This is a genomic window from Streptomyces sp. NPDC026672 (genome assembly GCF_040638185.1).
GTDB lineage: Bacteria > Actinomycetota > Actinomycetes > Streptomycetales > Streptomycetaceae > Streptomyces.
Map to the genome: position 1 here is coordinate 74,622 of NZ_JBEZXS010000034.1, position 24,293 is coordinate 98,914.

19 protein-coding genes and 1 pseudogene are annotated in these 24,293 nt (G+C 71.6%); 10 read left to right on the plus strand and 10 right to left on the minus strand.

Annotated features, from left to right (window positions below; translation table 11 throughout):
- The 8 genes from AB0F77_RS31795 to AB0F77_RS31830 all read right to left on the minus strand — a co-directional run.
- A partial coding sequence (locus tag AB0F77_RS31795; RefSeq protein ID WP_361955130.1) for a beta-ketoacyl synthase N-terminal-like domain-containing protein occupies positions 1-4,478 on the minus strand: 4,478 nt, incomplete at its 3' end.
- 274 nt (positions 4,479-4,752) lie between these two features.
- The gene (locus tag AB0F77_RS31800) at positions 4,753-6,342 is read right to left on the minus strand and encodes an aminotransferase class III-fold pyridoxal phosphate-dependent enzyme (RefSeq protein WP_361955131.1); all 1,590 of its coding nucleotides are present in this window, start codon (positions 6,340-6,342) and stop codon (positions 4,753-4,755) included.
- A 207-nt stretch (positions 6,343-6,549) separates the two neighbouring features.
- Positions 6,550-8,730 carry a BTAD domain-containing putative transcriptional regulator gene (locus AB0F77_RS31805; RefSeq protein ID WP_361955132.1) on the minus strand — a complete coding sequence of 727 codons (2,181 nt, stop codon included), beginning with the start codon at positions 8,728-8,730 and terminating at the stop codon, positions 6,550-6,552.
- 168 nt (positions 8,731-8,898) lie between these two features.
- Positions 8,899-9,693: an AfsR/SARP family transcriptional regulator gene (locus AB0F77_RS31810; protein ID WP_361955133.1), complete on the minus strand. Its 795-nt coding sequence runs from the start codon at positions 9,691-9,693 to the stop codon at positions 8,899-8,901.
- Positions 9,694-10,155: 462 nt separating this feature from the next.
- Positions 10,156-11,061, minus strand: coding sequence for a hypothetical protein (locus tag AB0F77_RS31815; RefSeq protein ID WP_361955134.1), 906 nt, complete (start codon positions 11,059-11,061; stop codon positions 10,156-10,158).
- Positions 11,052-11,882 (minus strand): alpha/beta fold hydrolase, encoded by an 831-nt coding sequence (locus tag AB0F77_RS31820; RefSeq protein WP_361955135.1) that lies wholly within the window; start codon positions 11,880-11,882, stop codon positions 11,052-11,054. Before AB0F77_RS31820 ends, AB0F77_RS31815 begins: the two co-directional genes overlap by 10 nt.
- Positions 11,883-11,995: 113 nt before the next feature.
- Complete coding sequence (locus AB0F77_RS31825; RefSeq protein WP_361955136.1) at positions 11,996-12,856, minus strand: hypothetical protein; 861 nt, start codon at positions 12,854-12,856, stop codon at positions 11,996-11,998.
- 222 nt (positions 12,857-13,078) lie between these two features.
- Positions 13,079-13,738 carry a phosphotransferase gene (locus AB0F77_RS31830; RefSeq protein ID WP_361955137.1) on the minus strand — a complete coding sequence of 220 codons (660 nt, stop codon included), beginning with the start codon at positions 13,736-13,738 and terminating at the stop codon, positions 13,079-13,081.
- A 144-nt stretch (positions 13,739-13,882) separates the two neighbouring features.
- Here AB0F77_RS31830 and AB0F77_RS31835 point away from each other — a divergent pair, with 144 nt between their 5' ends.
- From AB0F77_RS31835 to AB0F77_RS31850, 4 genes and pseudogenes are all read left to right on the plus strand, one after another.
- Positions 13,883-14,332, plus strand: coding sequence for a spore-associated protein (locus tag AB0F77_RS31835; protein ID WP_361955138.1), 450 nt, complete (start codon positions 13,883-13,885; stop codon positions 14,330-14,332).
- A gap of 55 nt (positions 14,333-14,387) precedes the next feature.
- Positions 14,388-14,585: pseudogene (locus AB0F77_RS31840) on the plus strand (antibiotic biosynthesis monooxygenase); the annotation flags it as partial.
- Between the two features lie 731 nt (positions 14,586-15,316).
- Complete coding sequence (locus tag AB0F77_RS31845; RefSeq protein WP_361955139.1) at positions 15,317-15,751, plus strand: helix-turn-helix domain-containing protein; 435 nt, start codon at positions 15,317-15,319, stop codon at positions 15,749-15,751.
- Positions 15,748-16,059, plus strand: coding sequence for a replication initiation protein, RepL2 (locus tag AB0F77_RS31850; RefSeq protein ID WP_361955140.1), 312 nt, complete (start codon positions 15,748-15,750; stop codon positions 16,057-16,059). The genes AB0F77_RS31845 and AB0F77_RS31850 overlap by 4 nt, the downstream gene beginning before the upstream one ends.
- Before the next feature lie 185 nt (positions 16,060-16,244).
- Here AB0F77_RS31850 and AB0F77_RS31855 read toward each other — a convergent pair whose 3' ends face one another.
- Both AB0F77_RS31855 and AB0F77_RS31860 read right to left on the minus strand, forming a co-directional pair.
- Complete coding sequence (locus AB0F77_RS31855) at positions 16,245-17,321, minus strand: ParB/RepB/Spo0J family partition protein (RefSeq protein ID WP_361955141.1); 1,077 nt, start codon at positions 17,319-17,321, stop codon at positions 16,245-16,247.
- Positions 17,318-18,574, minus strand: coding sequence for a ParA family protein (locus AB0F77_RS31860; protein ID WP_361955142.1), 1,257 nt, complete (start codon positions 18,572-18,574; stop codon positions 17,318-17,320). Before AB0F77_RS31860 ends, AB0F77_RS31855 begins: the two co-directional genes overlap by 4 nt.
- An 877-nt stretch (positions 18,575-19,451) precedes the next feature.
- Between AB0F77_RS31860 and AB0F77_RS31865 the strand changes: the two genes are divergently transcribed.
- The 6 genes from AB0F77_RS31865 to AB0F77_RS31890 all read left to right on the plus strand — a co-directional run.
- Entirely contained in the window at positions 19,452-20,567 is a 1,116-nt protein-coding gene (locus tag AB0F77_RS31865) for a bifunctional DNA primase/polymerase (protein WP_361955143.1), read from the plus strand.
- Positions 20,568-20,632: 65 nt separating this feature from the next.
- The gene (locus tag AB0F77_RS31870) at positions 20,633-22,078 is read left to right on the plus strand and encodes a phage/plasmid primase, P4 family (protein ID WP_361955150.1); all 1,446 of its coding nucleotides are present in this window, start codon (positions 20,633-20,635) and stop codon (positions 22,076-22,078) included.
- Positions 22,075-22,476: a DUF6009 family protein gene (locus tag AB0F77_RS31875; RefSeq protein WP_361955144.1), complete on the plus strand. Its 402-nt coding sequence runs from the start codon at positions 22,075-22,077 to the stop codon at positions 22,474-22,476. The genes AB0F77_RS31870 and AB0F77_RS31875 overlap by 4 nt, the downstream gene beginning before the upstream one ends.
- Before the next feature lie 236 nt (positions 22,477-22,712).
- Entirely contained in the window at positions 22,713-23,372 is a 660-nt protein-coding gene (locus tag AB0F77_RS31880) for a ScbR family autoregulator-binding transcription factor (protein ID WP_361955145.1), read from the plus strand.
- A gap of 246 nt (positions 23,373-23,618) precedes the next feature.
- Entirely contained in the window at positions 23,619-23,816 is a 198-nt protein-coding gene (locus AB0F77_RS31885; RefSeq protein WP_361955146.1) for an acyl-CoA carboxylase subunit epsilon, read from the plus strand.
- A gap of 36 nt (positions 23,817-23,852) precedes the next feature.
- Positions 23,853-24,293 (plus strand): carboxyl transferase domain-containing protein (locus tag AB0F77_RS31890; protein ID WP_361955147.1); only part of this gene is annotated, 441 nt, incomplete at its 3' end.

A 24,293-nucleotide genomic window follows, 5' to 3' on the forward strand; every position in this document is an offset into this window, starting at 1 on the left:
GGGGCGGGCCCGGTGGAGAGCGCGGAGCCCGAGGCGGGTGCAGGGCTCGGGGACGGCGGGGAGTCCGGGGCGGAGGCCGGGGTCGGGGCCGGGGTGTGTTCCAGGATCACGTGGGCGTTGGTGCCGCTGATGCCGAAGGAGGAGACCGCGGCGCGGCGCGGACGTTCCGTGGCGGGCCAGTTCCGGGACTCGGTGAGCAGGTCCACGGTTCCCGCGGACCAGTCGACGTGCGGGGTGGGCCGGTCGACGTGGAGGGTGCGGGGCAGCACGCCGTGGCGCATGGCCTGCACCATCTTGATGACACCGCCCACCCCGGCGGCGGCCTGGGCGTGGCCGATGTTGGACTTCAGCGACCCCAGGTACACCGGCTCCCGCTCGCCCCGGTCGCTGCCGTAGGTGGCGATGAGCGCCTCGGCCTCGATGGGGTCGCCGAGCGTGGTGCCGGTGCCGTGCGCCTCGACGGCGTCGACGTCGGCGCCGACGAGGCCCGCGTCGGCCAGCGCCTGCCGGATCACGTTCCGCTGGGCCAGGCCGCTCGGGGCGGTCAGCCCGTTGCTCGCGCCGTCCTGGTTGACGGCGGAGCCGCGGATCACCGCGAGCACCCGGTGACCGTTGCGGCGGGCGTCCGACAGCCGCTCCACGAGCAGCATGCCGACGCCCTCGCCCCAGCCGGTGCCGTCGGCGCCCTCGGCGAACGACTTGCAGCGGCCGTCCGGGGAGAGGCCGCGCTGCCGGGAGAACTCCACGAACATGCCCGGCGACGACATCACCGCGGCGCCGCCCGCCAGGGCCAGGTTGGTCTCCCCGGAGCGCAGGGAGCGCATCGCCAGGTGCAGGGCGACCAGGGAGGAGGAGCAGGCGGTGTCCGCGGTCACCGCGGGCCCGATCAGGCCGAGTTGGTAGGCGATGCGGCCCGACATCACGCTCGTGGTGCTGCCGGTGAGCACATGTCCCTGCACGCTGGGCGGGGCGTCCTGCATGCGGGGCCCGTACTCCAGGGCGGTGGCGCCGACGAACACGCCGGTACGGGTGCTGCGCAGCTCCCGCGGGAGGAGTCCGGCCCGTTCCACCGCCTCCCAGGAGGTTTCGAGGAGCAGCCGCTGCTGCGGGTCCATGCCGAGTGCCTCGCGCGGGGAGATGCCGAAGAACTCGGCGTCGAACCGCCCCGCCCCGGTGAGGAATCCGCCGTGCCGGGCGGCGCTCTTGCCGGGCCGTTCGGGGTCGGGGTCGTACAGGTCGTCGTCCCAGCCCCGGTCCTGCGGGAAGGGGGTGATGGCGTCGGTCCCGTCCGCGACGACCCGCCACAGGTCCTCGGGCGAGGCGATCCCGCCGGGATAGCGGCAGGCCATGCCGATGATGGCGATCGGCTCGTCGGCGTCCGCCGCGGCGGCGGTGTCGGCTCCGGTGGTGGGGCCGCCGAGCAGTCGCTCCTCGATGAAGGCGGTCAGGGCGTGCGGCGTCGGGTGGTCGAAGAGCAGGCCGGTGGGCAGCGGCAGTTCGGTGGCCTCGGCCAGCGCGGTGCGCAGTTCCACCGTCATCAGGGAGCTGAACCCCAGCTCCTGGAACGGCGTGTGCCGGTCGATCGGTTCCTCGCCGGCGTACTGGAGCACCGCCGCGACGTGTGCGCTGACCAGGTCGGCCACGGCCTGCCGGCGGGCGGCCCCGGACATCGTCCGCAGCCGCTCGCCCAGTTCACCGCCGGGCCGTGCGTCGGCCGGCGTGCCGGAGGGGGGCTCCTCGGCCGCCGGTGCCGGTCGCCCGGTCGGCCGGGGTACGGCCGGTGCCGGTCCCTCGATGTCGTCCAGCCAGTGGCGGGTGCGCTGGAAGGCGTAGGTCGGCAGGTCGACGCGCCGCGCCGTCGCGCCGTAAGGGAAGCGGCCCCAGTCGACGGACGCGCCGTGGACGTGGGCGGTGGCCAGACCGGTGACGAGGGCCTCGGGCTCGGGGCGGTCGTGGCGCAGCAGGGGCACGGCGGTCAGCTCGTCGACGGTGCGGCGGGCGGCCGGGGCCAGTACGGCGTCGGGGCCGATCTCCACGAGCGTGCCGACGCCCTGGGCGTGCAGGGCGCGCACCGCGTCGGCGAACCGGACGGTGCCGCGCAGTTGGTCGGCCCAGTAGGCGGGGGTGCGCAGGTCGTCGCCGTGGGCGAGGGCGCCGGTGAGCGTGGAGACGACGGGGATGCGCGGCGTGTGGTGGGTCAGGCCGTCGACGGCCCGGCGGAAGTCCGCCAGGACGCCGTCCATGTGCGGTGAGTGGAAGGCGTGGCTGACCGTCAGCCGCCGGGTGCGCCGACCCCGGGCGGACAGCACGGCGGCCACCTCGGCGGCGGCGTCGGCGTCGCCCGCGAGGACGGTGGCGTCCGGGGCGTTGACCGCGGCCAGCGCCAACTCCGGCCGTTCGGCGAGCAGTTCGGCCACCTCGGCCTCGTCGGACTGTACGGCGATCATCGCTCCGCCGGCCGGGGCGGACTGCATCAGCCGGGCCCGGGCGGCGACCAGCGTGGCCGCGTCCGTCAGGTCGAGCACTCCGGCGACGTGTGCGGCGGCGAGTTCGCCGATGGAGTGTCCGGCGACGAAGTCGGGGCGCAGCCCGAACGACTCCACCAGCCGGTACAGCGCGACCTCGACGGCGAACAGGGCCGGCTGGGTGTTGAGCGTGTCGTCGAGCCCGGTGCCGGAGCGGATCACGTCGGCCGGGGAGAGGGGCAGCCGGGCCGCCAGCGCGGCCGCCACCTCGTCGAACGCCGCCGCGTACACCGGGAAGGCCTCGTACAGCCCCATGCCCATACCCGCGCGCTGCGCGCCCTGACCGGTGAACACGAAGCCCACCGGGCCGGGGCGGGCGGTGCCGGTCACCACGGCCGGGTCGACCCGGCCGGCGGCGAGCGCCGCGGTCCCGTCGAGCAGATCCCGCGCGTCCCGGCCCAGCACGACGGCGCGGTGCCGGAGGGCGGCGCGGGTGGTGGCCAGGGACCGTGCGACGTCCCGCGGCTCGGACCCGGCGCCGGTGCCGGTCTCGATGCCGGTGCCGGTGCCCGTGCCGGTGACGTGGGCGTGCAACCGGGCCGCCTGGGCGCGCAACGCGGCCCGGCCGGACCCGGAGATCACCCACGGCAGCACCGCCGGGCCACCGGCTTCGGCGACTTCGGCGACGGGGGGTTCGGGGGTTGCCGATGTCGCCGGGGTTTCGGCCACCAGTACGTGGCAGTTGGTGCCGCCCATGCCGAAGGAGCTGACGCCCGCTATCAGGGGGTGGTCGGGGCGGGGCCAGGGGGCGGTTCGGGTGTGGACGGTCAGGCCGAGGTCGGTCAGCGGGATGGCGGGGTTGGGGGTGGCGAAGTTCAGGCTGGGCGGGAGCAGGCGGTGGTGGACGGCGAGCAGTGTCTTGATGAGTCCGGCGATGCCCGCCGCGCCCTCCAGGTGCCCGATGTTGGTCTTCACCGAGCCGACGTGCAGGGCCGTGTCGGGGGTTCGGTCGGCGCCGAGTTCGGCTCCGAGGGCGGCGGCTTCCAAGGGGTCGCCGACGGGGGTGCCGGTGCCGTGCAGTTCGACGTACTGCACGGCACCGGCGGCCACCCCGGCCCGGGTGCGGGCGGCCCGCAGCACCTGGCGCTGCGCCTCCTGGCTGGGGACGGTCAGGCCGGTGGTCGCGCCGTCGTTGTTGACGGCGCTGCCGAGGAGGACGCCGTAGATCCGGTCGCCGTCGGCCTGTGCGCGGGCGAGCGGCTTGAGGACGATGACGCCACTGCCCTCGCCGGGTACGAAGCCGTTGGCGCGGGCGTCGAAGACGTAGCTGACGCCGTCGGGCGACAGCGCGCCGAACCGCTCCTCGGTGAGGGTGTGTTCGGCGAGCAGGTTGAGGTTGACCCCGGCGGCCAGGGCGGCGGTGGACTCGCCGGTGCGCAGGCTCTCGCAGGCCAGGTGGACGGCGACCAGGGAGGAGGACTGGGCGGCGTCCACGGTCATGCTCGGGCCGCGCAGTCCGAGGTGGTGGGAGACCCGGTTGGCGATGACACCGCGGTTGACGCCGGTCATGGTGTGCTGGGTGACGGCGGCGGCCCCGCGCTGGTAGAGCAGGCTGGTGTAGTCGTCGCGCAGGGTGCCGACGAACACGGCGGTGCTGGTGTCGCGCAGCGAGGCGGGGACGATGCCCGCGTCCTCCAGTGCCTGCCAGGCCAGTTCGAGGACGAGCCGCTGCTGGGGGTCCATGGTGGCCGCCTCGCGCGGCGAGATGCCGAAGAACGCCGCGTCGAAGGCGTCCACGGCGTCGAGGAACCCGCCGCGTCGTACGGCCGCGGCCTCGGGGCCGGGAAAGCGTCCCTCGGGTACGTCGGTGATGGCACTGGAGCCGCTGGTCAGCAGTTCCCAGAAGGCCGAAGGGCCGTCGGCGCCCGGCAGCCGGCAGGCGAGGCCCACCACGGCGATGGGCTCGTCGCGGTCGTGGCCGGTCGCGGCGCCCGCCGGAGCTTTCTCACTCATCATGACGTTCCGCTGCCCTTTCATGGCTGGATTCCCGAGGAGGTCGGTGGCACGGGCCGATCCGGAACACCGCGAACGGTGGACGGGGCCGTGCGACCGGAGGAATTCGTCAGGCGTTTCGGTGAAAGACGGGGCGGCCGTCGGGGGATTTCCGATCGGCGCGAAATGTTTCGGCGACCGGTACCGCCCTTTTCCCGGCCGGCCGTTCCCGTGTTTCCCGGCCGGCCGTTTTCCCTTTCCGGACGGCCGGCGCGCGAGGCGTGGTGCCGGGCCGTCAGGCCGGTACGGCGAGCCGGCCGGAGGCCTGGTCGCGCACGATCTCCGCCACGTCGGTCAACGCCCGTTCCAGACGGTCGATCTCGTCGTCGGTGAGCAGGACGGAGGGTTCGAACCGCAGGGTGTGCACCGCGCTCGCCGTGGGGAAGGTGCGGATGCCGTGGGCGTGCAGCAGGTGTCCGGCGATGACGTAGCCGAACAGGCCGGAGCGGGCCGCCCCGGCGAGCAGCGGGTCCGCCGCCCCGGACTGGTCGTGGAACTCGAAGCCCTGCATCAGTCCCCTGCCGCGCACCTCCTTGACCACGTCAGGGTGGGCGGCCCCGACCCGTTCGAGCATCGCGGCGAGGGCGGCACCGCGCTCCGCGGCCTGCTGGTAGGCGCGTCCGCCGTCCTTCTCCAGCAGCTCCAGCACCTTCAGCGCGATGTGGCAGGAGAAGCTGTCCTTGGCGAAGGTGGAGCTGTGCACGATCTCGAACTCGGGCCGGTAGCGGGCCTCTCGTACGAGCATCACGGACGCCTTGGCGATGCCGCCGCCCAGGGCCTTGGCGAGCGCGTAGTAGTCGCCGCGCAGGCCGAGCGCCGCGCTCGCCAGCAGCGCGCCGGTGCGGCCCATGCCGCTCTGCACCTCGTCGACGACGATCGGGCAGTCCGCCTCGCGGCCGAACTCCTGGATGTCGGCGGCGAACTTGGCGGACAGCGGCCGGATGCCGCCCTCGCCCTGGATCGGCTCCAGCAGGAACGCGCAGAAGGCGGGGTGGCCGTGCTCGGCCAGTTCGACCCGGCCGTCGCGGTGGCGGATCTCGTACAGGGTGTCGCGCTCCTGCTCCAGGATCTCCTTCAGCACGTCGGGGCGGTCCATGGGCACGAAGCGGGTGCTCAGTCCGAGCGCCGCGAACGGGGTGCGGTAGCCGGGGTTGTGGGTGAGCTGCACGCTGCCGATGAGCTTGCCGTGGAAGCCGTTGTCGAGGGCGAGCAGCACGGGCGGGCGCCCGGCGACCGCGGTGTTGCGCCGCTCGGCCTCGGCGATCAGCAGCTCGATGCCGTCCTCGTCCCGCGCCGGACGCGGCACGTCCAGCCGCTCGTACACGCCGGCGGGTATCGCCGCCCGTCCGCCGAGCACGGCCGCGCGGGTGTCCTCGGCGCTCGCCGCGCTCTGCTCCAGGAGGGCCGACAGGCGGAGGCCGCGGTCCAGTTCGGCGTGCTTGACGGCGGCCTCGACGGCCTCGGCGCCGCTGTTGGCGAAGGTGGCGTAGTACGGCTCGTCGACGCCCAGTTCGCGGTGGACGATGCGGTTGAGCTCGGCGGCGAGGCGGTTGGCGTAGGGGTGGGAGGAGAACTGGGCGTGCACGGGTGTGCGCTCGTCGAGCAGTTCCCGTGCGCGGGCGACGATCTCGGGGTGGTTGTGGCCGAGGATGAGGGAGCCGTAGCCGCCGGCGAAGTCGAGGACGGGCACGACGCGGCCGTCTCCCGCGCGGCGGTACAAGGTGTTGCCCTGCGCGGACACGTACTCGACGTCGAGCCCGGCGGTGCCCAGCAGCCGACGCAGATGGGGTTCGGCCAGTTCTGGTGCTGCGGTTTCCGAATTCATGTCGCTCCTTGTCGTCATGACATCCTGCGCCTGCGGAAACCAGTGCGCAGTCATGGCGAAGTCATCCGGAGAACCGGTCGGGCGATTACCGGGCGATGGATTTCGCGGGGAAATCGGCGCGCCTTACCGGCCGTTCGCGGACATGCCTCGGCGTGGACCGGCCTTTTCGGGGCCGGTCCACGCCGTTCGGTCCGTGGTGCGGGTGGGTCAGTTGCCGGCGGTGGAGCGCAGGAACCCGGCCAGGTGCTCGGTGGTGACCCGTTCGGGGTGGTCCAGGGTCACCGTGGTGGCGTGGCGTTTGCCGCCGCCCCAGGACGGGCGGCGCAGCAGCAGTTCGGGGCCCGCGGTGACGACGACGAACAGCCGGCACGAGCCGAGGAGTCCGGCGCACTCCTCCATGCTGTCCAGTACGCGGTCCGGGGCCCGGTGCAGGTCGTCGACGGCGAGGACCACGGGCCGTCGGCGTGCCACCTCCTGGAAGAACATGCACCAGGCGTGCAGCGTGTCGGTGAGCCGGTCGTCGTCGGCGAAGGCGCCGGACTGTTCCTCCGCGCCGCGGACGAGCGGCAGCAGCCGGGGCACCATCCAGTCGACGGTCCGCTCCGACCGGAACAGCGAGCGCGCCTTGCGCACCAGGGCCGCCTCCGCGTCGTCGCCGGGGCGGATGCCGCAGTAGGCGGTCAGCATCTCCGCCTGGGCCTGCAGGGGGTCGTCGTCGGGGGCCGCGGGGGCGTGCCCGGTGAGGAAGAGCACCCCGTCGGGCTGGTGCGTGGTCCAGTCGCGGAAGTCCTCCAGCAGCCGGCTCTTGCCCGCGCCGGCCTCGCCGAGGACGGTCACCAGGTGCGGCACGGACCGGTACCAGGTCCGCCGCACCAGCCCGCGCAGCACGTCGAGTTCGCAGAGCTGCCAGGCCCCGTCCCCGTCCGGCAGGTCCTGCGGGCTCTCGCGGCGGCCGGTCGCCCGCCACAGGTGCGGGGCGTCCTCCAGCTTGCGGTAGGCGATGGTGCCCACGGTGGCCCGGCGCACCTGGTCGTGGACCCACACCTCGCCGGCGGGCACCTCGGAGAGCAGGGTGTGGGACTCGTCGAGGACGGTGCCGACCACGGTGGGCGCGTCCCGGGGGTCGGCGTACCTCAGTAGTACGTCGCCCACGGTCACGGCGGCGTGCACGGTCAGCGGCGCGGACTCCGCTCCGCCGTCGAGGACGTCCCTGAGGGCGAGCGCGGCGAGCACGGCCCGGCCGGCGTCCTCCTCCCCGGGGTCGTCCAGGCCGAACACGGCCAGGGACACCGATCCGATGGCGGCCGTCACCTTCCCGCCGAACCGTTCGATCTGCTCGCGGACCATGAGGGTGGTGCCGTCGAGGAGGTCGTCCCGGTTGGCGCGGGCGCCGCCGCCCAGTGTGGGGGCGAGCCGGGTGCCGACGGACAGGACGCCCACCCGGCGGCGGGCCGGGTCGGCGGGCCGGACCTTGGTGTTCCGGTCGGGCGAGGGCGTCGGCCCGGCCGCCGCGGTGACCGGCCCGGTGCCGGTGCGCACGCCGAGCCGGACGGCCTCCCGCGGTCTGCCGGCGCCGGCCGGCTCGGGCAGCCGGGTGCCTCGGCCCGGGGAGAGCGAGAGGTCCTGGGTGAGGATGGCCTGCTGGAGGTCCTGCAGCTCACGGGCGGGTTCCAGGCCGAGGTTCTCGACGAGTTCGGCCCGCAGCCGGGTGTAGACGTTCAGCGCGTCGGCCTGTCTGCCGCACCGGTACAGGGCGAGCATCAGCTGGCCGCACGAGCGTTCCCGCAGCGGCTCCGCCTGCACCATGGTCTCCAGCTCCGGCAGCACGTCGTAGTGGCGGCCGCAGGCCAGTTGGGCGTCGAAGTAGTCCTCCATGACGTCCAGCCGGGTCTTCTCCAGGGCGGCGAGTTCCGGCCAGTCGATGCCGGCCTCCACCACGTCGGCGAGGGCGGGGCCGCGCCACAGGCCGAGCGCCTCGCGCAGCAGCGCCGCCGCCTGCTGGGGTGCCTGCGCGCGCTGCTCGCGTCCCTGGGCGACCCGCCGGTGGAAGCAGTGCACGTCCACGTGTTCGGGTGGCACCCGCATCATGTAGCCGGCGGTCTGGGTGAGCAGTGCCGGGCCGGTCTGCGCGTAGGTGTCGGGCTGTGAGGCGGGGGCCCGTGGGGTGAGCAGCCCGCGGATCCCGTACACCGCGTTCTGCAGTATCTTGCGGGCGGTCGTGGGGGCCTCGTCCAGTCGCCAGAGGGCGTTCAGCAGCTGGCTGGTGGGAACCACCCGGTTCGCGTGCAATAACAGGAATCCGAGTGTGGCGCGCTGCTTGGTGCCGCGCAGGACGACCGGTCTGTTCTGATCCAGTACTTCGAGCGGGCCCAGTATGCGGAACTGCATTGCTCCCCCAGGTGGTACGGCTCGGATTTCCCGGCAGTGATCTCAAGGCGCCGCACTGGCAAGGTGTCCGCGTCGCTGCGGTCTGCGGTCCTCGTGTTCCTCGTGTTCACCGCACCGTGGCGCCGTTGCTCACGGGCGGCCCGTCGCAGGACGGATGGCGCACGCTCTTCAGGCGGCCCGGCGGTCCGGCCGGCGGAGGTCGGTGGTGCCGGCCGAGGTCAGGATCTCGGTCTGGACGCGCTTCAGTTCGGCCGAGGGCTCCAGGCCCAGTTCGGTCCTGAGGATGGTGTAGAGGTTCTGGTAGGCCTGGAGTGCCTCGCCCCTGCGGCCCACCTGGTGCAGGGCCCGGATGAGCTGGCCGTGGAACCATTCGTGCAGGGGGTACTCGTCGACGAGGGCGCGCAGGTCGGGCAGCATCTGCCGGAACTGGCCGCGGGCACTCGCGATCTCGACGCGCAACTCCAGGGCCCTCAGCCTCAGTTCCTCCATGCGGGCGGTGCGGCCCGCGAGGACGGCACCGACCGGCAGATTGCTCAGCAGTGGGCCGCGCCACAGCGCGAGTGCCCGGTTGACGTGCCGTGCGGCGGCGTCGAGGGCGTGGTCGTCCAGTTCCCGCTGGGCGCTGCGGACGCGGAGTTCGAGGGTGCGGACGTCGACGTCCTCGTCGTCCACGTCGAGGCGGTAACCGGGTCCCCTCGTCACCAGTAACTGGCGTCCGGGCGGGCCGGGCCGGATGTCGGCGAGCAGACGGCGGGCGTGGTAGACGTGGGTCCGCAGGGTGCGCAGGGCGCCGGCCGGGGGCGTCTCGCCCCACAGTTCCCGGATCAGGGTGTCGGTGGCGACCACGGTGCGTGGCTGGAGCGCCAGCACGGCCAGGAGCCGGCAGACCTTGGGGGCTCTGGGTGCGTGGACCCTTCCGTCGTCGGCGACGACTTCGAAGGGACCGCTGAGCCTGAATTTCACAACGCACGCTCCTGTTCCGGTGCGGCCGGTGCTCGTTTCGGGGACCAGGTGGGATTCCGGGCGACGGAGACGACGAACAGGACACGGGCCGCCGCACGGGCGGCACCGTCGTGCCGGGGTAGGTGGGCGTGGCCGTCGGCGGCGCTGGCGACGGCGACGGCAGACGACGTGGGCGAGGCGGGTGCACACCACATCGCGAAGCCCCCACTGCATCGCCCGACGACCGAACTAGAACGAACGCCCTTTTCAGAGAGCCCCGCTCTGCACGTCCGAGGAAACCATCCGCGCAGGGCTTTGTACAGCCTGAACTACGCCCACAGCGCTCATATATAGGGGCAAACAGCCGTTAAGTGATCGTGAATATGCCTGATAACTATGGGGAGGAGGAAGATTTTCAGTCAAGTAAGAACAAAAAGCCAAGTGGTAACTAGAGCGACCGTCCAAGCAGCAAAAGGATCGCGCTCAGCACCTCTCCAGAACGGCGCAGCCGAAGCCCCGCCGGTCGCCTCCGGCCAGCACGACGATGTCCCCGCGCCGCAGCGCTTCCTCGTCCAACAGGCTTACCAGGACGGCCATCTCGTCGCACGACGGCGTGCCGCCGCCGGCCGCAGGAAGGGCGAACCGCACCACGTCGGCCATCTTCCGTCCGCACTCCGCCAGCGCCAGCCGGACCGCCTCGTGCTCCTCCGGCCCGAGCCCGTCGACGCCCTCCCGCCGGTCGACACCCTGCTGCCGCCCGGCGGCCGTCCGCCGCCCGCGGTCACGGACCCACGCGGGCGTGCGCGGGAACGTCCGTGCGGCGGGCACCCGCCAGGCGAGGTCGGAGCGGAACAGGGCGCCGTGCGACTGGTCGTCCAGCACGGCGGTCGACAGCACCCGCGCCACGCCGGCCGTCGTGCTGAGCAGCAGTCCGGTCGCTCCGGGTCCGGCACCGCGGCCACCCCGCGTCCCCGGCCGGTCCGTACCGCCCTCGCTGGTGACCAGGGCGGTCAGCGGGGTCCACGGGCGGCCGGAGACGTACCGCGCCGCCAGGTGCAGCGCCAGCACTCCCCCGCCCGCGGGCCGCCACACCTCCCACGCGGTGGCGCCGCGGCAGCCGAGGCCGTGCGACACCCGCGCCGCCGTGCCGCCCCGGGCACGGTCGCGCCCGGACGCGGCGTGGACGACCAGGTCCAACGCGCCTGCCGGCGCCCCCGGCCGCTCCCGCGCGGCCCTCGCCGCGCGCAGCACCACGTCCGCCGGGCCCGCGGCACCGGCCGGCCGGAGCACGGAACGCGCCCTGTCCCCGCCGCCGGTGGCCTCCTCCCGCGCCCCGGGAAGGGTGACCGCGGCGCCGATCCACACGTCCGGCCAGCGGGTCAGCTCCACGTGCCACCGGACCCGGTGTGCGGGGTGCCCGCGTACGCCGAGGGCCGGTCCGGCGCCACGGCGCGGGCCGGCCCGGTCAGCGCGGCCCCAACGATGCGGGCGATGTCGTCCAGGTGATCGTCGAGATAGAAGTGGCCGCCCTCGAAGACCAGCAACTCCGCGTCGGCGGCGGTGAGTTCGTGCCACGCGGCGGCCTCGTCCACGGTCACCACGGGGTCGCGGTCACCGATCAGCACGGTGAACGGCAGCCGCAGTCGGGGGCCGGGCGCCCCGACGTGGCCGGCGAGCGCCCGGTAGTCGGCCCGCAGCGCGGGCAGGACCATGTCCCGTACCTCCGGGTCGTCGAGCAGATGGGACGCCGTGCCGCCCAGGCGGGCCGCGACGGCAAGGAGTTCCGCGTCCGTGCCGATCCGGTCGTGCGGGCCGGGCCCGGCGCCGGGCGCCCCGCGGGCGGAGAGGAACAGCCGCGCGGGAGCGGGCGCGCCGCGCTCGTGGAGCCGGCGGGCCGTCTCGTGGGCGACGAGCGCGCCCATGCTGTGGCCGAAGAACGCGTAGCTCCCCGGGACGTGCCGTACGACCTCCTCGGCGAGGGCGTCGGCGAGCCGGCCGATGTCCGCGACCGGCTCCTCGTGCCGGCGGTCCTGCCGGCCCGGGTACTGCACGCTCAGGACCTCGACGTCCGGCGCCAGGCGCCGGGCGAGCCGCACGTACGCGCTGGCCGCGCCGCCCGCGTGCGGGAAGCAGACCAGTCGCGCAGCGGTACCCGGGCCAACGGGCCGCCCCTCGGCCGACGTGTACGTCCGGAACCAGTCGCTGCCCACTTCCACTCCCCTGCCCAGCACCGACGACGTGGTGGCCCCGCGGGCCCGGGACCATGCTGGGGGCGACGGCTCAAAGCGCGGACAAGAAACGCACAAAGCAAGCGGGCGGCGGGTCAGCGGGCGGCGGCGGGCAGGGTCACGGTGCCGGTGAACACACCGCGGTTGGTGGCCCGTAGCTCCTGGCTCATCGTGATGTCCCCGCCCTGGAACGGCACGAGGAAGGTGAAGGCGTAGCGGTGCGCGGTGGGCCGGTAGCCGTGGGCCGCGTCCAGGTCCCAGGTTTCGGTGAAGCTCCGCAGGGTGATCCGGGCCTCGGTCGCCGTCACGCCCGCCGCGCGCAGCTGGGTGAGCGTGGGCTGCGCCTCCCGGACCGCCCGCCGCAGCGCGGGACGCGTCCGGGCGGCCGACAACTGCCAGCCGGAGGCGGTGACTCGGAGGCGTACGCCGCCACCCGTGCGGCTCACCTCCGCGCTCCTGGCGTACGCCGCGAAGTCGTCCAGGTCGGCGACGGGGTCCTCGACGGTGTCGGCGATGCCGGTGTCGGACAGCGGTCCCCTCTTCCACGCCGCGACGCCCCGCTTCACGTACCCCGTGCCGCCGACGACGTAGACCAGTTCCCGCTTGCGCTCGCCCTTGCCGGTGGTGGTCGTGCCGGTCTGTTCGAGCGCCCTGGTGCCGGTGGTGCGGTGGACGGTGCCGCCGTAGGTGGCGGAGGTGGGCGCCTGTCCGCGCAGGGTGACGGACTCGCTGCCGATGAGGGCGAAGGTCCATCCCTTCTCGCCGCGCAGGCTCTGCCGGGCGCGGGCGACGAACTGGACGGCGGTCCTCGGCGGCCGGGTGGGAGCGGCCTTCGTGTGGGACGAGGGCGTGGCGCCGCCGGACGCGGTCTGCCCCGGGCCGTGGCCCTGGGCCGGACTGTCCTTCCCGGCGTGCGCGGAGCATCCGGACAGGGCCAGCGCGACGGTGGCCAGCACGACGGCGGTACGTCTTGGACGGACACGTGTTCCGGGCAGCACGGGACGACCCTTCGGCGGGGACGGGAGGCGATCGCGGCCGGTTATACAACTACGGGAGAACCCCGGGCGAGCGACCGAACAAAACGGGAGGAAGCAGGAGGAAGCAGGGAGGAAGCTGACGTCGTACCGAGCGGTCCGCGGCAGCCGGAGCGGCAGCAAGGGCAGCGGCGAGGGCGGCGGTCAGGTCAGCAGGGCGGCCGTGAACGTCTCGCGTCGGGCTGTGAGCCAGGTCTGGATGCGGTCCCAGCGTTCCCATCCGCCGTGTTCGGCCAGCGACCGGAGGTACACGGGGTCGCCCTGGGCCACGCGGGCGGCGACGAAGGCCCGGCAGACCTCCGTGGCCTGCTCGATGACGCCGGGCAGCGCGGCGCGGTCCTGCGCCGAGAGGCCGTAGCCGTCGGCGAGGACGCGCAGCCGTGCGGGGGCGTCGAGTCCGGCGGGGTGGAGGACGGCCGCGGACACGGGATCGATCGCGGGCACCCAGTAGCGGGCGGCCATGGCGACGTCCCAGAGGGGGCGCCCCGGGGCCGACATGTCGAAGTCGATCAGGGCGGCGGCGCGGCCGTCGCGGAAGACGACGTTCTCCGGGCACACGTCGTTGTGGCACAGCATCGTTCCCCCTTCCGGGTCGGCCAGGTCCCGCGACCACGCGGCGCGGGTGTCGGCGGTGCGGCCGACCGGGACGGGGGCCGCGTCGAAGCCGCGCTCCCCCAACGCGCGGAGATGGGCGTGCAGGGCACGGGCGTTGCGGGGCGCCGGCCGCTCCACCAGCGCGCCCCGGCGGAAGACCGACCCCGCGTTCACCATGCCGCCGGGCAGCGCCTCGCCGTCAGCCGTCATGACGGTCACGCTACGCCGACCGCCCGCGCAGCGGGGTCGCTCGATGGGGCGACTTCCCCTTCGCATCGGGTGCACAACCATTCAGTGAGGGAACGTGTCTGACCTGTCAGGAGTAAGGAGCTCCTAAGACCACAAGGGGGATATATGCGACTCAGCCGTTCTGTGCTGTCCGGTGCCGCGATCGCGGCTCTGGCGGTCGGAGGTACGACCGCTCTGGCGGCACCCGCCTCCGCCGCACCGAACACCACGCCGCAGAAGGTCTGCGGGAGCAGCTACAAGACCGTCAACTCCGCGCCCATCGGGTCGCAGGGCACGGTCTACCTGACCTACAACGCCTCCAACGGCAAGAACTGCGTCGCGACCATCCGCACCAACCCGGGCACCGCGAAGGACATGGGCGCGTGGGTCTACGTCCCCGCCACCGACGAGTACGCCCAGGACTACGGGCAGTTCACGTCGTACGCCGGTCCGGCCTCGGTGTACGGCAAGGGCTACTGCGTCGACTGGGGCGGGCACATCGACAACGTGTACGTGTACGTGACGGGCTCCAACTGCGCCGCGCTGAAGGAGCACCGGGTCACCACCGTCCGCTGACCACCGCCCCACCCCACCACCACCCGGTCCGCCTCCACCCCTGGAGGCGGACCGGGTGGTTCGTCGAGTGTCCCGCTCCGCGTCCGACCCCGACGTCGTCCACGTCACCGAGGGCTGGACCAGCGAGGAGGACCACCACCGGGTCTTCGCGACCGAGGCCGCCCCGGCCATCGTGGCGCAGGTCGAGGGGCTGCTGGACAAGGAGTCCGTGTACACGGACTACGTCCCCGTCCGGGGCAAGGCCAACTTCTGAACCACGACCGCTCCTCCCCGGCCCTCTCCCCTTGCTCCAAGCCGTGCTCGACCAGTGCAAACTCCTGGCCCACCGGATCGAAGAAATCGCATCGTCCGGGCTGTCTCCGGCATTCGGCACTGGCCTCGCCCGCTCCGTTGCTTCCACCTTGGTGACCGCCGCCTCATAGAACGCGGTGAGCAGTCGTACGGACACGGTTGTTGTGGCCTCGTTCCCTGCCGGTGCCACTCCCCCTCCCCCTTCCTGACCTCAGCCGACGAACGGAAGCTCGGAGGGCCTTGCGGTGGAGTGCTTGGTGCGGAGGCCACCCGAGCCACCCACCCTGATCAGCCACGCCCGTTGATGCCGTTCGTCCGTTGGATCAGCCCATGGGGACAGTGGCGATGCGGGGAACGGGTGCGGGTGTTGATGCCTTATAAGAGGGCGCCGAACTTGCAGAGCTCTGACCTGCGGAAATGGTGATTCCTAGCCGATCCTGGGATCGGGTAACCCGATCCTGGGATCGGTTGCACCCGACCTTAGGGTCGTTTCAGATGAACCATAAGTACATGTTGAAACCACGGGAATTGTGCGTGGAGGTCATGCGACACGACCGAGGAGAGGGCATGCATTGACTAGGCAGCCATGTACGTTAGGTTCATCTCAACCGATCTCCGGGTCGGCTCGCATGATCCGATCAGCAATGCCCGAGGTTCGGAGGTACGTTGGCAGCAGCACGGCCAGTACGGCGTGTGGTGGACGAGTTCGGCAACAACGTCCCCACGGCGCCCTATGCCTACAGCGGCTGGCACGCGACCGTCGACAAGGAACGGGTGCGAGCCATCACTCGGAAGTCGTCCGGGTTCACTCCCGCCGAGAAGTTCATGGTGCTCTGGTTCATCGGTGTCTCGCCCCCGGGTATGGAACCGGTGCGGCGTACGGGCAAGGACATCGCCGAAGAGGTCGGGATGACCGCCGATGCTCTGGGGCGCATCATCAAGAAGCTGGCCAGACACCGTCTCATCGTCGAGACTGGGAAACTGGGTCGTATCAAGCTCTACAGGATCAGTCCTTATATCGCGTTCCACGGTCCGGGCCTCGAACAGCGGGAAGCGGTCAGGGGCTGGAACCCGCCGGACATCCCCGGATGGTCCGAGCCAGTTGCCCGGGGTTGGGAGGGCCAATGAAGGCACACGAGGGTCAGTACTACCGATCGCTCCTACGGCGTACAGCCGGCCTGTCCGCTAGTCAGCGCCTGATCGTGCTGATGTACGCGATGATGCCGACCGACCGTGCGGGGGCCGTGCGGATGACAGGTCAGGAGCTGGCGGCGGAGGTCGACATGACTCCGACCGTGTTCTCCCGGATGCGGCGGCAGCTGGTGGAGGCCGGCTGGCTGGAGCAGTCGGACCGGTTCTCCAACATCGTCTACTACCGGCTCACTCCCCTGGCGACCGGCGAGGAGAACGTCGTACCCATGCGGCGTGTGATGTGAGGTCCTCGACCGTCGGCAGGGTCGGTTCAGATGTACTTTTCGTTCATGTGAACCGACTCCTCGGCCGGATCGCATGAACGTTACGCTCATGTCCGAGGTCGGCGGCTGAGGAAAGCTATTACGGCGTAATGGCCAACAGCGTGGGGGCCCTACCGGAACTGGTAGGGCCCCCACGCTGTTGGCGTTCAGTGGTCCGTGGTGGTGCGTTGGGCCTGGTGCTCGTTGAGGATGTGGAGCATCTTGTCGAACTCGGTGTCGGTCATCTTGCGGATGAGGTGCATCGCCAGGAACGCACCGTCGTCGTAGGGGAGCTTGGGCGGGTTCGGGGAGTCGGTGCGGGGTTCGGGGACGGCCGGGGGGTCCGCGGGGGCCTCCGGCGTAGCGGCGGTGGCGGCTTCGGGTTCGGGTTCGGGGGCTGGGGTCGTGGGTGTGGTGGCAGGGGGCTCGGGTGCCTCTGGCGTGGGGTCGCTTATTACGTCGTAATAGGTGGGGGACTCCGGGGGTGCGGTGGGTGCGGGGCGCTTGCCGGGCTTCTGGGGGGGCTTCTCGGACTCCTTGCGGGCTCGTTCTTCCTTGAGTTCCTTGAGGGCCGTCTCCTGGTGTTCGGCCGGCTTGTTGCCCACCGCGCGCAGAAGGTCGATGGGGTCCTGGCCGATGCGGGACTGGAGTTCCGGGGTGAGGTTGAGGAGGGCGAGGCGCTGGGAGACCCAGCCCTGGGAGCGGTGGAGGCGCTTGGCGAGGGCGGTCTGGCTGCCGTGGATGGTGAGGAGCCGGTTGAGGGCCTTGGCCTCGTCCAGCTCGTCGAGGTCCTGGCGGTGGATGTTGGCGACGAGGGCGGACTCCAGGAGTTCCTCGGAGGTACTCCCCTGGTCGTCGCTCACCATCACCTTGACCGTCGTCAGGCCGGCTTCCCTGGCGGCCGCGAGACGGCTGCTGCCGTCGATGACGACGTAGTGGGTATCGGGTTCGAGGTCGTCCTCGTGGGTGGGGTTGGCCTTGATGTAGCTGTCGCGGTTCATGACCGTGATGGCCTGCTTCTGGCCGTGGGTGCCGAGGCTGCCCGCGAGGTCCGTCAGGTCGCCGAGGGTGGAGCGGGGGTTGTCGGGGTTGAGGCTGACGCGGTGGGTGGGGAGTTCGGTGGGTGGGGCGACGCCGTCGGTGGGGACGCCGGTGGCGGCGGCGACGGCCGCGCGCCGGGCGCTGACCGGCCGTGCGGAGCCGCCGAAGCGGCCCGCGCCGAGCTGCTCGGCCTTCTTGGTCATGAGATCTCCCGCGCGAGGGCGCGCATGCTGACGGCCTGCTGGGACTTGGGGGCGTAGGACAACAACGGTTGCTTCATGCGTACGGCTTCTTTTTGTTCCTTCAGGTCACCGATGAGGCCGACGACGCGCGGATCCTTTATGTCCACCCAGCCCTGGAGGGAGGAGGTGGCGATGTAGCCGCGGCGGCCGTCGTAGAGGTTGACGACGATGCCCAGGTAGTCGATCTCGAGGGAGAGGTCGGCGCGGAGGTCCTCGATCTGGGTGGTGAGGAGCTCGTAGGCGTCGGCGGAGCTGTCCTCGGCCTGGACGACGATGAGGGCGCCGGACTGGCCGGGCTTCTCGTTGTCGCGGCGGCGGCCGTAGTAGGCGGCGGCGTCCATGCTGAGGCCGAGGCTGGGCGGGCAGTCGATGAGGATGACGTCGTAGTCGGACTCCAGCGGGGCCAGCGCGCGTTCGAGGGCGGCTTCCCGGGCGCGGACGGCGGAGAGGCGTACGTCGAGGAGGAAGGCGTCGTTGCAGCCGGGCAGGAGGTGGAGGCGGCCTGCGAAGTGCTCGTCGTTGATGGAGACGATGAGGTCGCGCAGATCGCCCTTGGGGTCGCCCGCCATGTGATTGGTGAGGCTGTCGCCGTGCATGGGGAGGGGGGCGGCGCCGAGTTGGTTGGTGAGGTGGCTCTGCGGGTCGAAGTCGACGAGGAGGACGCGCATGCCGAGGCCCGGGAGGTTCTCGACGTCCAGGGGGTTGTCGGGGGCGTCCTGTTCGGCGGTGGCCGCGCGGAGGGCGGCGACGAGCTGCTTGGCGACGCGGACCGAGTAGAGCTTGTTGGGGTCCTCGGCCATGGCTTCGCCGGTGCCGGCGGTGATGGCGGTCTTGCCGACGCCGCCCTTCTGGTTGCAGACGACGATGCGCCGGGTGACGGCGGGTCGGACGACGTCGGGGGCGGGGTTGGTGTCGAGCCAGAGCTTGACCGACTGGGCGAGTCCCTGGATGAGGGAGACGCCGCGGTCGGTGGCGATGCCCTTGAAGGCGTCCCACTGGCCCTGGGGGAGGAAGGTGGAGAAGGAGTCGGCGCCCGAGGTGTCGACGGTCTCCCTCGCGGAGGCCAGGTCGCACCAGGCGGTGATGCCCTGTTCCACGGCGGTCTGGATGTCGAGGCCGTGTTGGGCCGCTCTGACTTTGAGGTCCTGCCGGAGCCATCCCGGCAGCTTGGACACGACCTTTTCGCGGTCGCTGGAGGTGGCTGGAGAACTCATGCGGGCTACCTTACTAACGCGCAAGATCCAGATGGCGACCGACACGTTAGTTAGGGAAAGTTGACTGCCCGGAGTGGGGAGTGGTGGTCCATTTGCCCGGTAGGGGTGCGGTGGGGTGGGGGTGGGGTTAGGTCGGGTGGAGCTATTACGGCGTAATAGGTGGGGGAGTGGTGGAGCGTCAGGTGATGGTCCAGGGGCTGGGGGGCCTGGACCGGGGGAGTGCCGGGGGTCCTCCCGTCGGCCTCGTCCGCCTGGGGGCAGTGAGGAGAGGTGGGTGGGAGGGCTATTACGGCGTAATAGCCCTCGGTGTTGATGGCCTGGCGGGCGGGGGAGGAGAGCGACTGAAGCGACTGGGGGACGGGGTTGGGCGAGGAAGGGGGGGAGCGGTTTTTGCCCAAGTCCGTTTAAGCGTCGCTTGAGTCGCTGCGGTGTGACCCGACGGGGCAGGGGGTGCGGGCGAGGTGGACAGCGACTGAAGGGGAGCGACCGAACCCGATGGGCGGGGCTTTGGGTCGCTGCGGAAAAGTCCCTGGCCAGATGGGGGATTGGAGAGGAAACAGCGACTCAAGCGACCGAAGGTCCGGGTATATCAAGACATTCGCGTGTGTGCGTGTGTGCGTGTGTGCGTCATATATAGGGACCTTGAGTCGCTTCAGTCGCTATTCAGGAGGGTGGGTGGCCTGTGACCTGCGGTTTTGTCGAGCGACTGGGGAAGCGACCGAAAGGCGTAGGGTCGCTGGGACACAGGGTGTTCGGTCGCTGAGTGACTGGAGCGACACGCGTGTTTATTTGTTCCCCAGTGTGTCCCCTTCTGTCTTCGTGGTTCGCTAACCTGTCCCAATCGTTGAGTCGCTTCGGTCGCTGGTGGGGGAAATGAATGGCTCCTGAGCTGCGGGTTTCACGCAGCGACTCAAGGCAGCCCTCTTCAGCTTCAGCGCGGGTGGCTGCCCGGTCCCTCGCGACCGCGCGGTGGTGTGTCGGCCGGGGCTGGCCCGTGCACCCGCTCTCCCCGGGACGCAAGACGCCCGCGGGCAACTGCGACGCCTGCCGGGAACCCGGGCACACCCACCGCGGATGCGCGTGTCTGGCCGCCGGTCGCTGGTGCCACGGGTTCCGTGCGGCCACCCTCGACTACGCACGCGTCGAGCAGTGGTGGGGGGCCAACCCTGGCTTCGGTGTCGGGATCGCCTGCGGCCCGGCGGGTCTGGTGGTCATCGACATCGATGCCCACGGCCACGCGCTGCCCGACCGGGACCGGCTGCTGCCCGGCATAGAGATCTCCGCCGACGTCGACCTGACCGGGCTCGACAACGGCTTCCACACCCTCGCCGTGCTGGCCGCCCTCAGGGACGAGCACAGCCCCGCCGAGGACGAGGCCACCCTGCGGGTGCGGACGCCCTCGGGGGGCCTGCACGTCTGGTACCGGGCTTCCGGCGGGCAGCACTGGCAGTGTTCCGCCGGGTCGGGCGGCAGCCGCGCCCTGGCCTGGCAGGTGGACGTACGGGCGCACGGCGGGTACATCGTGGCGCCGGGCACTGTCACGGGTGCCGGGGTGTACGAGCCGGTCGGGCCGGTGCGGGAGCCCGCCCCCCTGCCGGGCTGGCTGGCGCGGGAGCTGGAGCGCACGGGTCATCTGCCGCCCGCGCACGTGCCGGTGCCGCGGCCGGTGCCGCCCCGGGCCCGGCAGGCCGTGCTGGCCGCCGGGGGAGGGCGAGTGGCCGCCGAGCGCGCGCTGACCGCCGTACTCGCGGAGGTGGCCGCGTGTGCCGCAGTGGTGGAGGGGGCGGGGTTCTCCGAGAAGCTCAACCGGGCCGCGTACACCGCCGGAGGGCTGGTGGCCGCCGGGCACCTGACGGAGGAGGAGGCCGAACGGGTGCTGGAGGAAGTCGCGGAGCATGCCCGGCCGGGGCAGCAGCGCCGCTACCACGCCATCATCCGCGGTGGTCTGAGCGCGGGCCGGCAGCGCCCGCTGTCCCCGGGAGGCCGTGGGTGACCACCGACGACAACGCGCTCTTCGACGCCCAGGCCGTGGCCGCGCAGATCCTCGCCCAGCGCAGTATGCCGTTGCCGCGGCAGCGGCCTGAGGTCCGTGTCGCGGACGGGGTGCCGGACGGCGCGGCCACGGCCGACGGACTGCTGCCCGACACACTCAGCGACCGCGGCAACGCCAAGCTGTTCGTGAAGCTCTACTCCAACGACTACCGGCATGTGCCCGGGCTCGGCTGGTACCGCTGGGACAGCACCCGCTGGCAGATCGACGAGGACGACACGGTGATGTGGGCCGCGGGCGACCTGGCCGAGTCGCTGGCGACCGACGATCCGCGCGGGGTGCACAGTTCGGCCGCGCTGCAGCAGCACCGCAGACGGGCGCTGAGCACCAGCGGGATGAACGCGATGCTCACCCAGGCCAAGTCGGCGCCGGGCATGGTGCTCAACGCGGCTCGCCTGGACGCCGATCCGTACGCGCTGTGCACGCCGGCCGGGATCGTCGACCTGCGCACCGGTCTGATCCGTACGCCCGACCCGGACAAGGACTTCCACTCGCGTTCCACCACCGCGGCTCCCCAGTCGATGCCGACGCCGCGCTGGGACCTGTTCCTCGCGGACACCTTCGGGGACGGGCCCGAGGGCGCGGAGATGATCGACTTCCTGCACCTGCTGCTGGGGTACTCCATCACCGGGGACGTCGGCGGGCAGGTCATGCCGTTCCTGTTCGGCTCCGGCAAGAACGGCAAGTCGGTGCTGCTGGACGTCGTGATGAAGCTCGTCGGGGACTACGCGGACGCGGCGCCGCCCGGATTCCTGATGGCCCGCCCGTACGAGGGACACCCGACCGACCTCGCCGAGCTGCACGGCCGGCGGGTCATCGTGTGCAGCGAGGTCAAGCCGGGGGACCGGTTCGACGAGGCGCGGGTGAAGCTGCTGACGGGCGGCGACCGGATCAAGGCGCGGCGGATGCGGCAGGACTTCTTCAGCTTCCAGCCGACGCACAAGCTCTGGCTGCTGGGCAACCACCGGCCCGAGGTGGGCACCGGCGGTTTCGCGTTCTGGCGGCGGATGCGGCTCATCCCGTTCGAGCGGGTCGTGCCCGACAATCGCAAGATCGACAACTTGGCTGACATCCTTGTCACCGAGGAGGGGCCCGGCATCCTCAACTGGCTGATCCTGGGCGCCCGCCGCTATCTGAGCGGCGCTCGGGACCTGGCGGGACCCGAGCGGGTGCTGATCGCCACGACGGCGTATGCGGAGACCGAGGACCACACGGGTAGGTTCCTGGGTGAGTCGTGTTGTCTTGGGACGGAACTGAGGGCGGAACAGGCACAGCTCTACGCCGCCTACAAATCCTGGTGTCAGAATGAAGGGGCTCCGGCGGTCTCGTCCCGGGCCTTCGCGGCGCGGGTACGCGAAGCGTTGGGGCTGGCGTCTCCGAAGGAGATGATCCTGTCCAACCAGCGCAAGTACTACCCGGGCATCGGACTGGTCGCCGACGAGGAGACAGCATGAGCGCCCTCATAGAAGAGGACGAGATCATCCACGAGGTCGACTTCATCTGGCTCGAGGACGTCGACAAGCTCGACTACGTACGACAGAGCCTCGACCGGCTGCCCACGCGCCGGGGCCGACCCGCCTACCACCGCGACGGGCGGATGGTCGGGTACGCGCTGCTCGGTCCGGAGGCCAAGCCGTCCCGCTCCTCGGGCACCTTCCGCCGCCGGGTGTTCTGGCTGCTGCCGCACGACCGGGACGCCGTCCCCGACGGGCTGTACGCCACCGGGGCGCCCGCCGAGGCGGTTGATCCGACCACGCTGGCGCCCGGGAGCAAGGGGCGCAAGACGGAACGGTCGGAGGGCGGGCCCACCTCGTCGCAGGAGTGGGAGCAGGGGATCTCGCTGCCCCTGTAGTCGTCCGTGTAGTTGTCTGGGGCCGTTCTGTGGTCGTCGTGGTGGAGTGAGTGTCTCCACCCGGCTTTTTTTGCGGGCGCCGGGTACCTTGAGCCGCGCCTCGAACCGTGTGCCGCGGGCCGGTGGCTGGTCGGTCGCCGCGTGGCGTGATTGCTCCCTGTGGGGCCGGGGAATCCCGTCTGTTGAGGGAGTAAGGTACGTCACGTCCGGTTTGGATTTTGCACATGGGAGGGTCCATGGCGCGGCAGGAGCGTGCGGTACGTACCCGCCGTGCTGTTATTCGCGCCGCGGCCGAGGTCTTCGCCGAGCGGGGCTACGCCGCCGCCACCATCGCCGAGATCCTCGCCCGGGCCGGAGTGACGAAGGGCGCGCTGTACTTCCACTTCGACTCCAAGGAGTCCCTGGCGCGCGGGGTCGTCGAGGCACAGCCCGCCAACGACTACTGGGCGCCGCGGGAGTTGAAGCTCCAGGAATGGGTCGACGCCGGCATGGCGCTGGCGCACCGGATCCCCCAGGACGTCGTCCTGCTCGCCGGAATCCGGTTGTCGGGGGACCTGGAGGGCCGACGCCTGTTCGGGAGCGTCTGGCCGGCCTGGACCGAGGTGTCGGTCAAACACCTCACCGAGGCCAAGGAACGCGGCGAGGTCCTGCCCCATGTCGTGCCGTCCGAGACCGCGGAGTGTTTCCTCGGGGCGTGGCTCGGCACGCAGATGGTGTCCGAGGCGTCGTCCGGGTGGTCGGATCTCGGTGAGCGCGTCTCGGTCCTCTTCAACCACATCCTCCCCGCCATCGCCACGCCCGCGGCGCTGATCAGGCTCGATACGGCGCCCGACCGGGGGGCGCGGATCGTCGCCGAGGCGGAGCGGGTGGCCGACCTGGAGGTCGGACAGGTCTGAGGGGCCGGGGTCGGCCTCTCTCGTCCGTCCCGTCGTAGGCGTCACCGGCGTCACCGGCTCTGTCCTGCTGTCAGTGGTGTCGTGCAAACCAGGAAGCTGGTTTGTTATGGGGTCCTGTGTGCTCTCGGGGGGCTGTGCGATTCGGTCTCGTCGGGGATCGACGGGGATTCGATCGGGGCTCAAGGGTCCCGAAAGCGAGCCTTGAGTCCGCTGACGGACGGTGGCCGAAACGCTGGAGGAGGCGGCATGGACCGCGAGGAGTCGGCCCTGCGTGTCGTACGCGGGCGGGCGAGCGAAGAGGAACTGGCCGCGATCACCGTCGTACTGCTCGCCCTGCGAGGCCGGAAGGCCGCCGGGGGCCAGGACAAGCGGCCGGTCAGCAGCTCCCGTTGGTGGCGGCGACCGAGGCCGGACGGCCCTCGGGGAACGCGCGGCTGGCAGTGACGGGAAGCTCGGCCCCTCAGAAAGGGATCTGACGAGATGTCGATGACGATAACCCCCGCCGCGGCCGAGGACGGACCGACCGACATCCGTGGTCGGGTCGCGGAGTTGCACGAGATCCGTGCGCGGGCTGTTGGGGGTCCGGGTGAGCGGGCGACTGAGGCGCAGCATGCGAAGGGCAAGCTGACGGCTCGGGAGCGGATCGAGTTGTTGCTGGATCCGGGGTCTTTCCAGGAGGTCGAGCAGTTGCGTCGGCACCGGGCGACCGGTTTCGGGCTGGAGGCGAAGAAGCCCTACACGGATGGTGTGGTCACCGGGTGGGGGATGGTCGAGGGACGGACGGTGTTCGTCTATGCGCATGATTTCCGGATTTTCGGTGGTGCGTTGGGTGAGGCGCATGCGACGAAGATCCATAAGATCATGGACATGGCGATCGCGGCGGGTGCTCCGCTGGTGTCGTTGAACGACGGTGCGGGTGCG

Excerpts from the sequence above, each read along its gene's own strand:
- AB0F77_RS31875 (WP_361955144.1), top strand. The coding sequence starts at position 22,075 with ATGAGCGCCCTCATAGAAGAGGACGAGATCATCCACGAGGTCGACTTC.
- AB0F77_RS31855 (WP_361955141.1), bottom strand. The coding sequence starts at position 17,321 with ATGACCAAGAAGGCCGAGCAGCTCGGCGCGGGCCGCTTCGGCGGCTCC.
- AB0F77_RS31860 (WP_361955142.1), bottom strand. The coding sequence starts at position 18,574 with ATGAGTTCTCCAGCCACCTCCAGCGACCGCGAAAAGGTCGTGTCCAAG.
- AB0F77_RS31835 (WP_361955138.1), top strand. The coding sequence starts at position 13,883 with ATGCGACTCAGCCGTTCTGTGCTGTCCGGTGCCGCGATCGCGGCTCTG.
- AB0F77_RS31800 (WP_361955131.1), bottom strand. The coding sequence starts at position 6,342 with ATGAATTCGGAAACCGCAGCACCAGAACTGGCCGAACCCCATCTGCGT.
- AB0F77_RS31870 (WP_361955150.1), top strand. The coding sequence starts at position 20,633 with ATGCCGTTGCCGCGGCAGCGGCCTGAGGTCCGTGTCGCGGACGGGGTG.
- AB0F77_RS31885 (WP_361955146.1), top strand. The coding sequence starts at position 23,619 with ATGGACCGCGAGGAGTCGGCCCTGCGTGTCGTACGCGGGCGGGCGAGC.
- AB0F77_RS31830 (WP_361955137.1), bottom strand. The coding sequence starts at position 13,738 with ATGACGGCTGACGGCGAGGCGCTGCCCGGCGGCATGGTGAACGCGGGG.
- AB0F77_RS31805 (WP_361955132.1), bottom strand. The coding sequence starts at position 8,730 with ATGCAGTTCCGCATACTGGGCCCGCTCGAAGTACTGGATCAGAACAGA.
- AB0F77_RS31865 (WP_361955143.1), top strand. The coding sequence starts at position 19,452 with ATGGCTCCTGAGCTGCGGGTTTCACGCAGCGACTCAAGGCAGCCCTCT.
- AB0F77_RS31880 (WP_361955145.1), top strand. The coding sequence starts at position 22,713 with ATGGCGCGGCAGGAGCGTGCGGTACGTACCCGCCGTGCTGTTATTCGC.
- AB0F77_RS31850 (WP_361955140.1), top strand. The coding sequence starts at position 15,748 with ATGAAGGCACACGAGGGTCAGTACTACCGATCGCTCCTACGGCGTACA.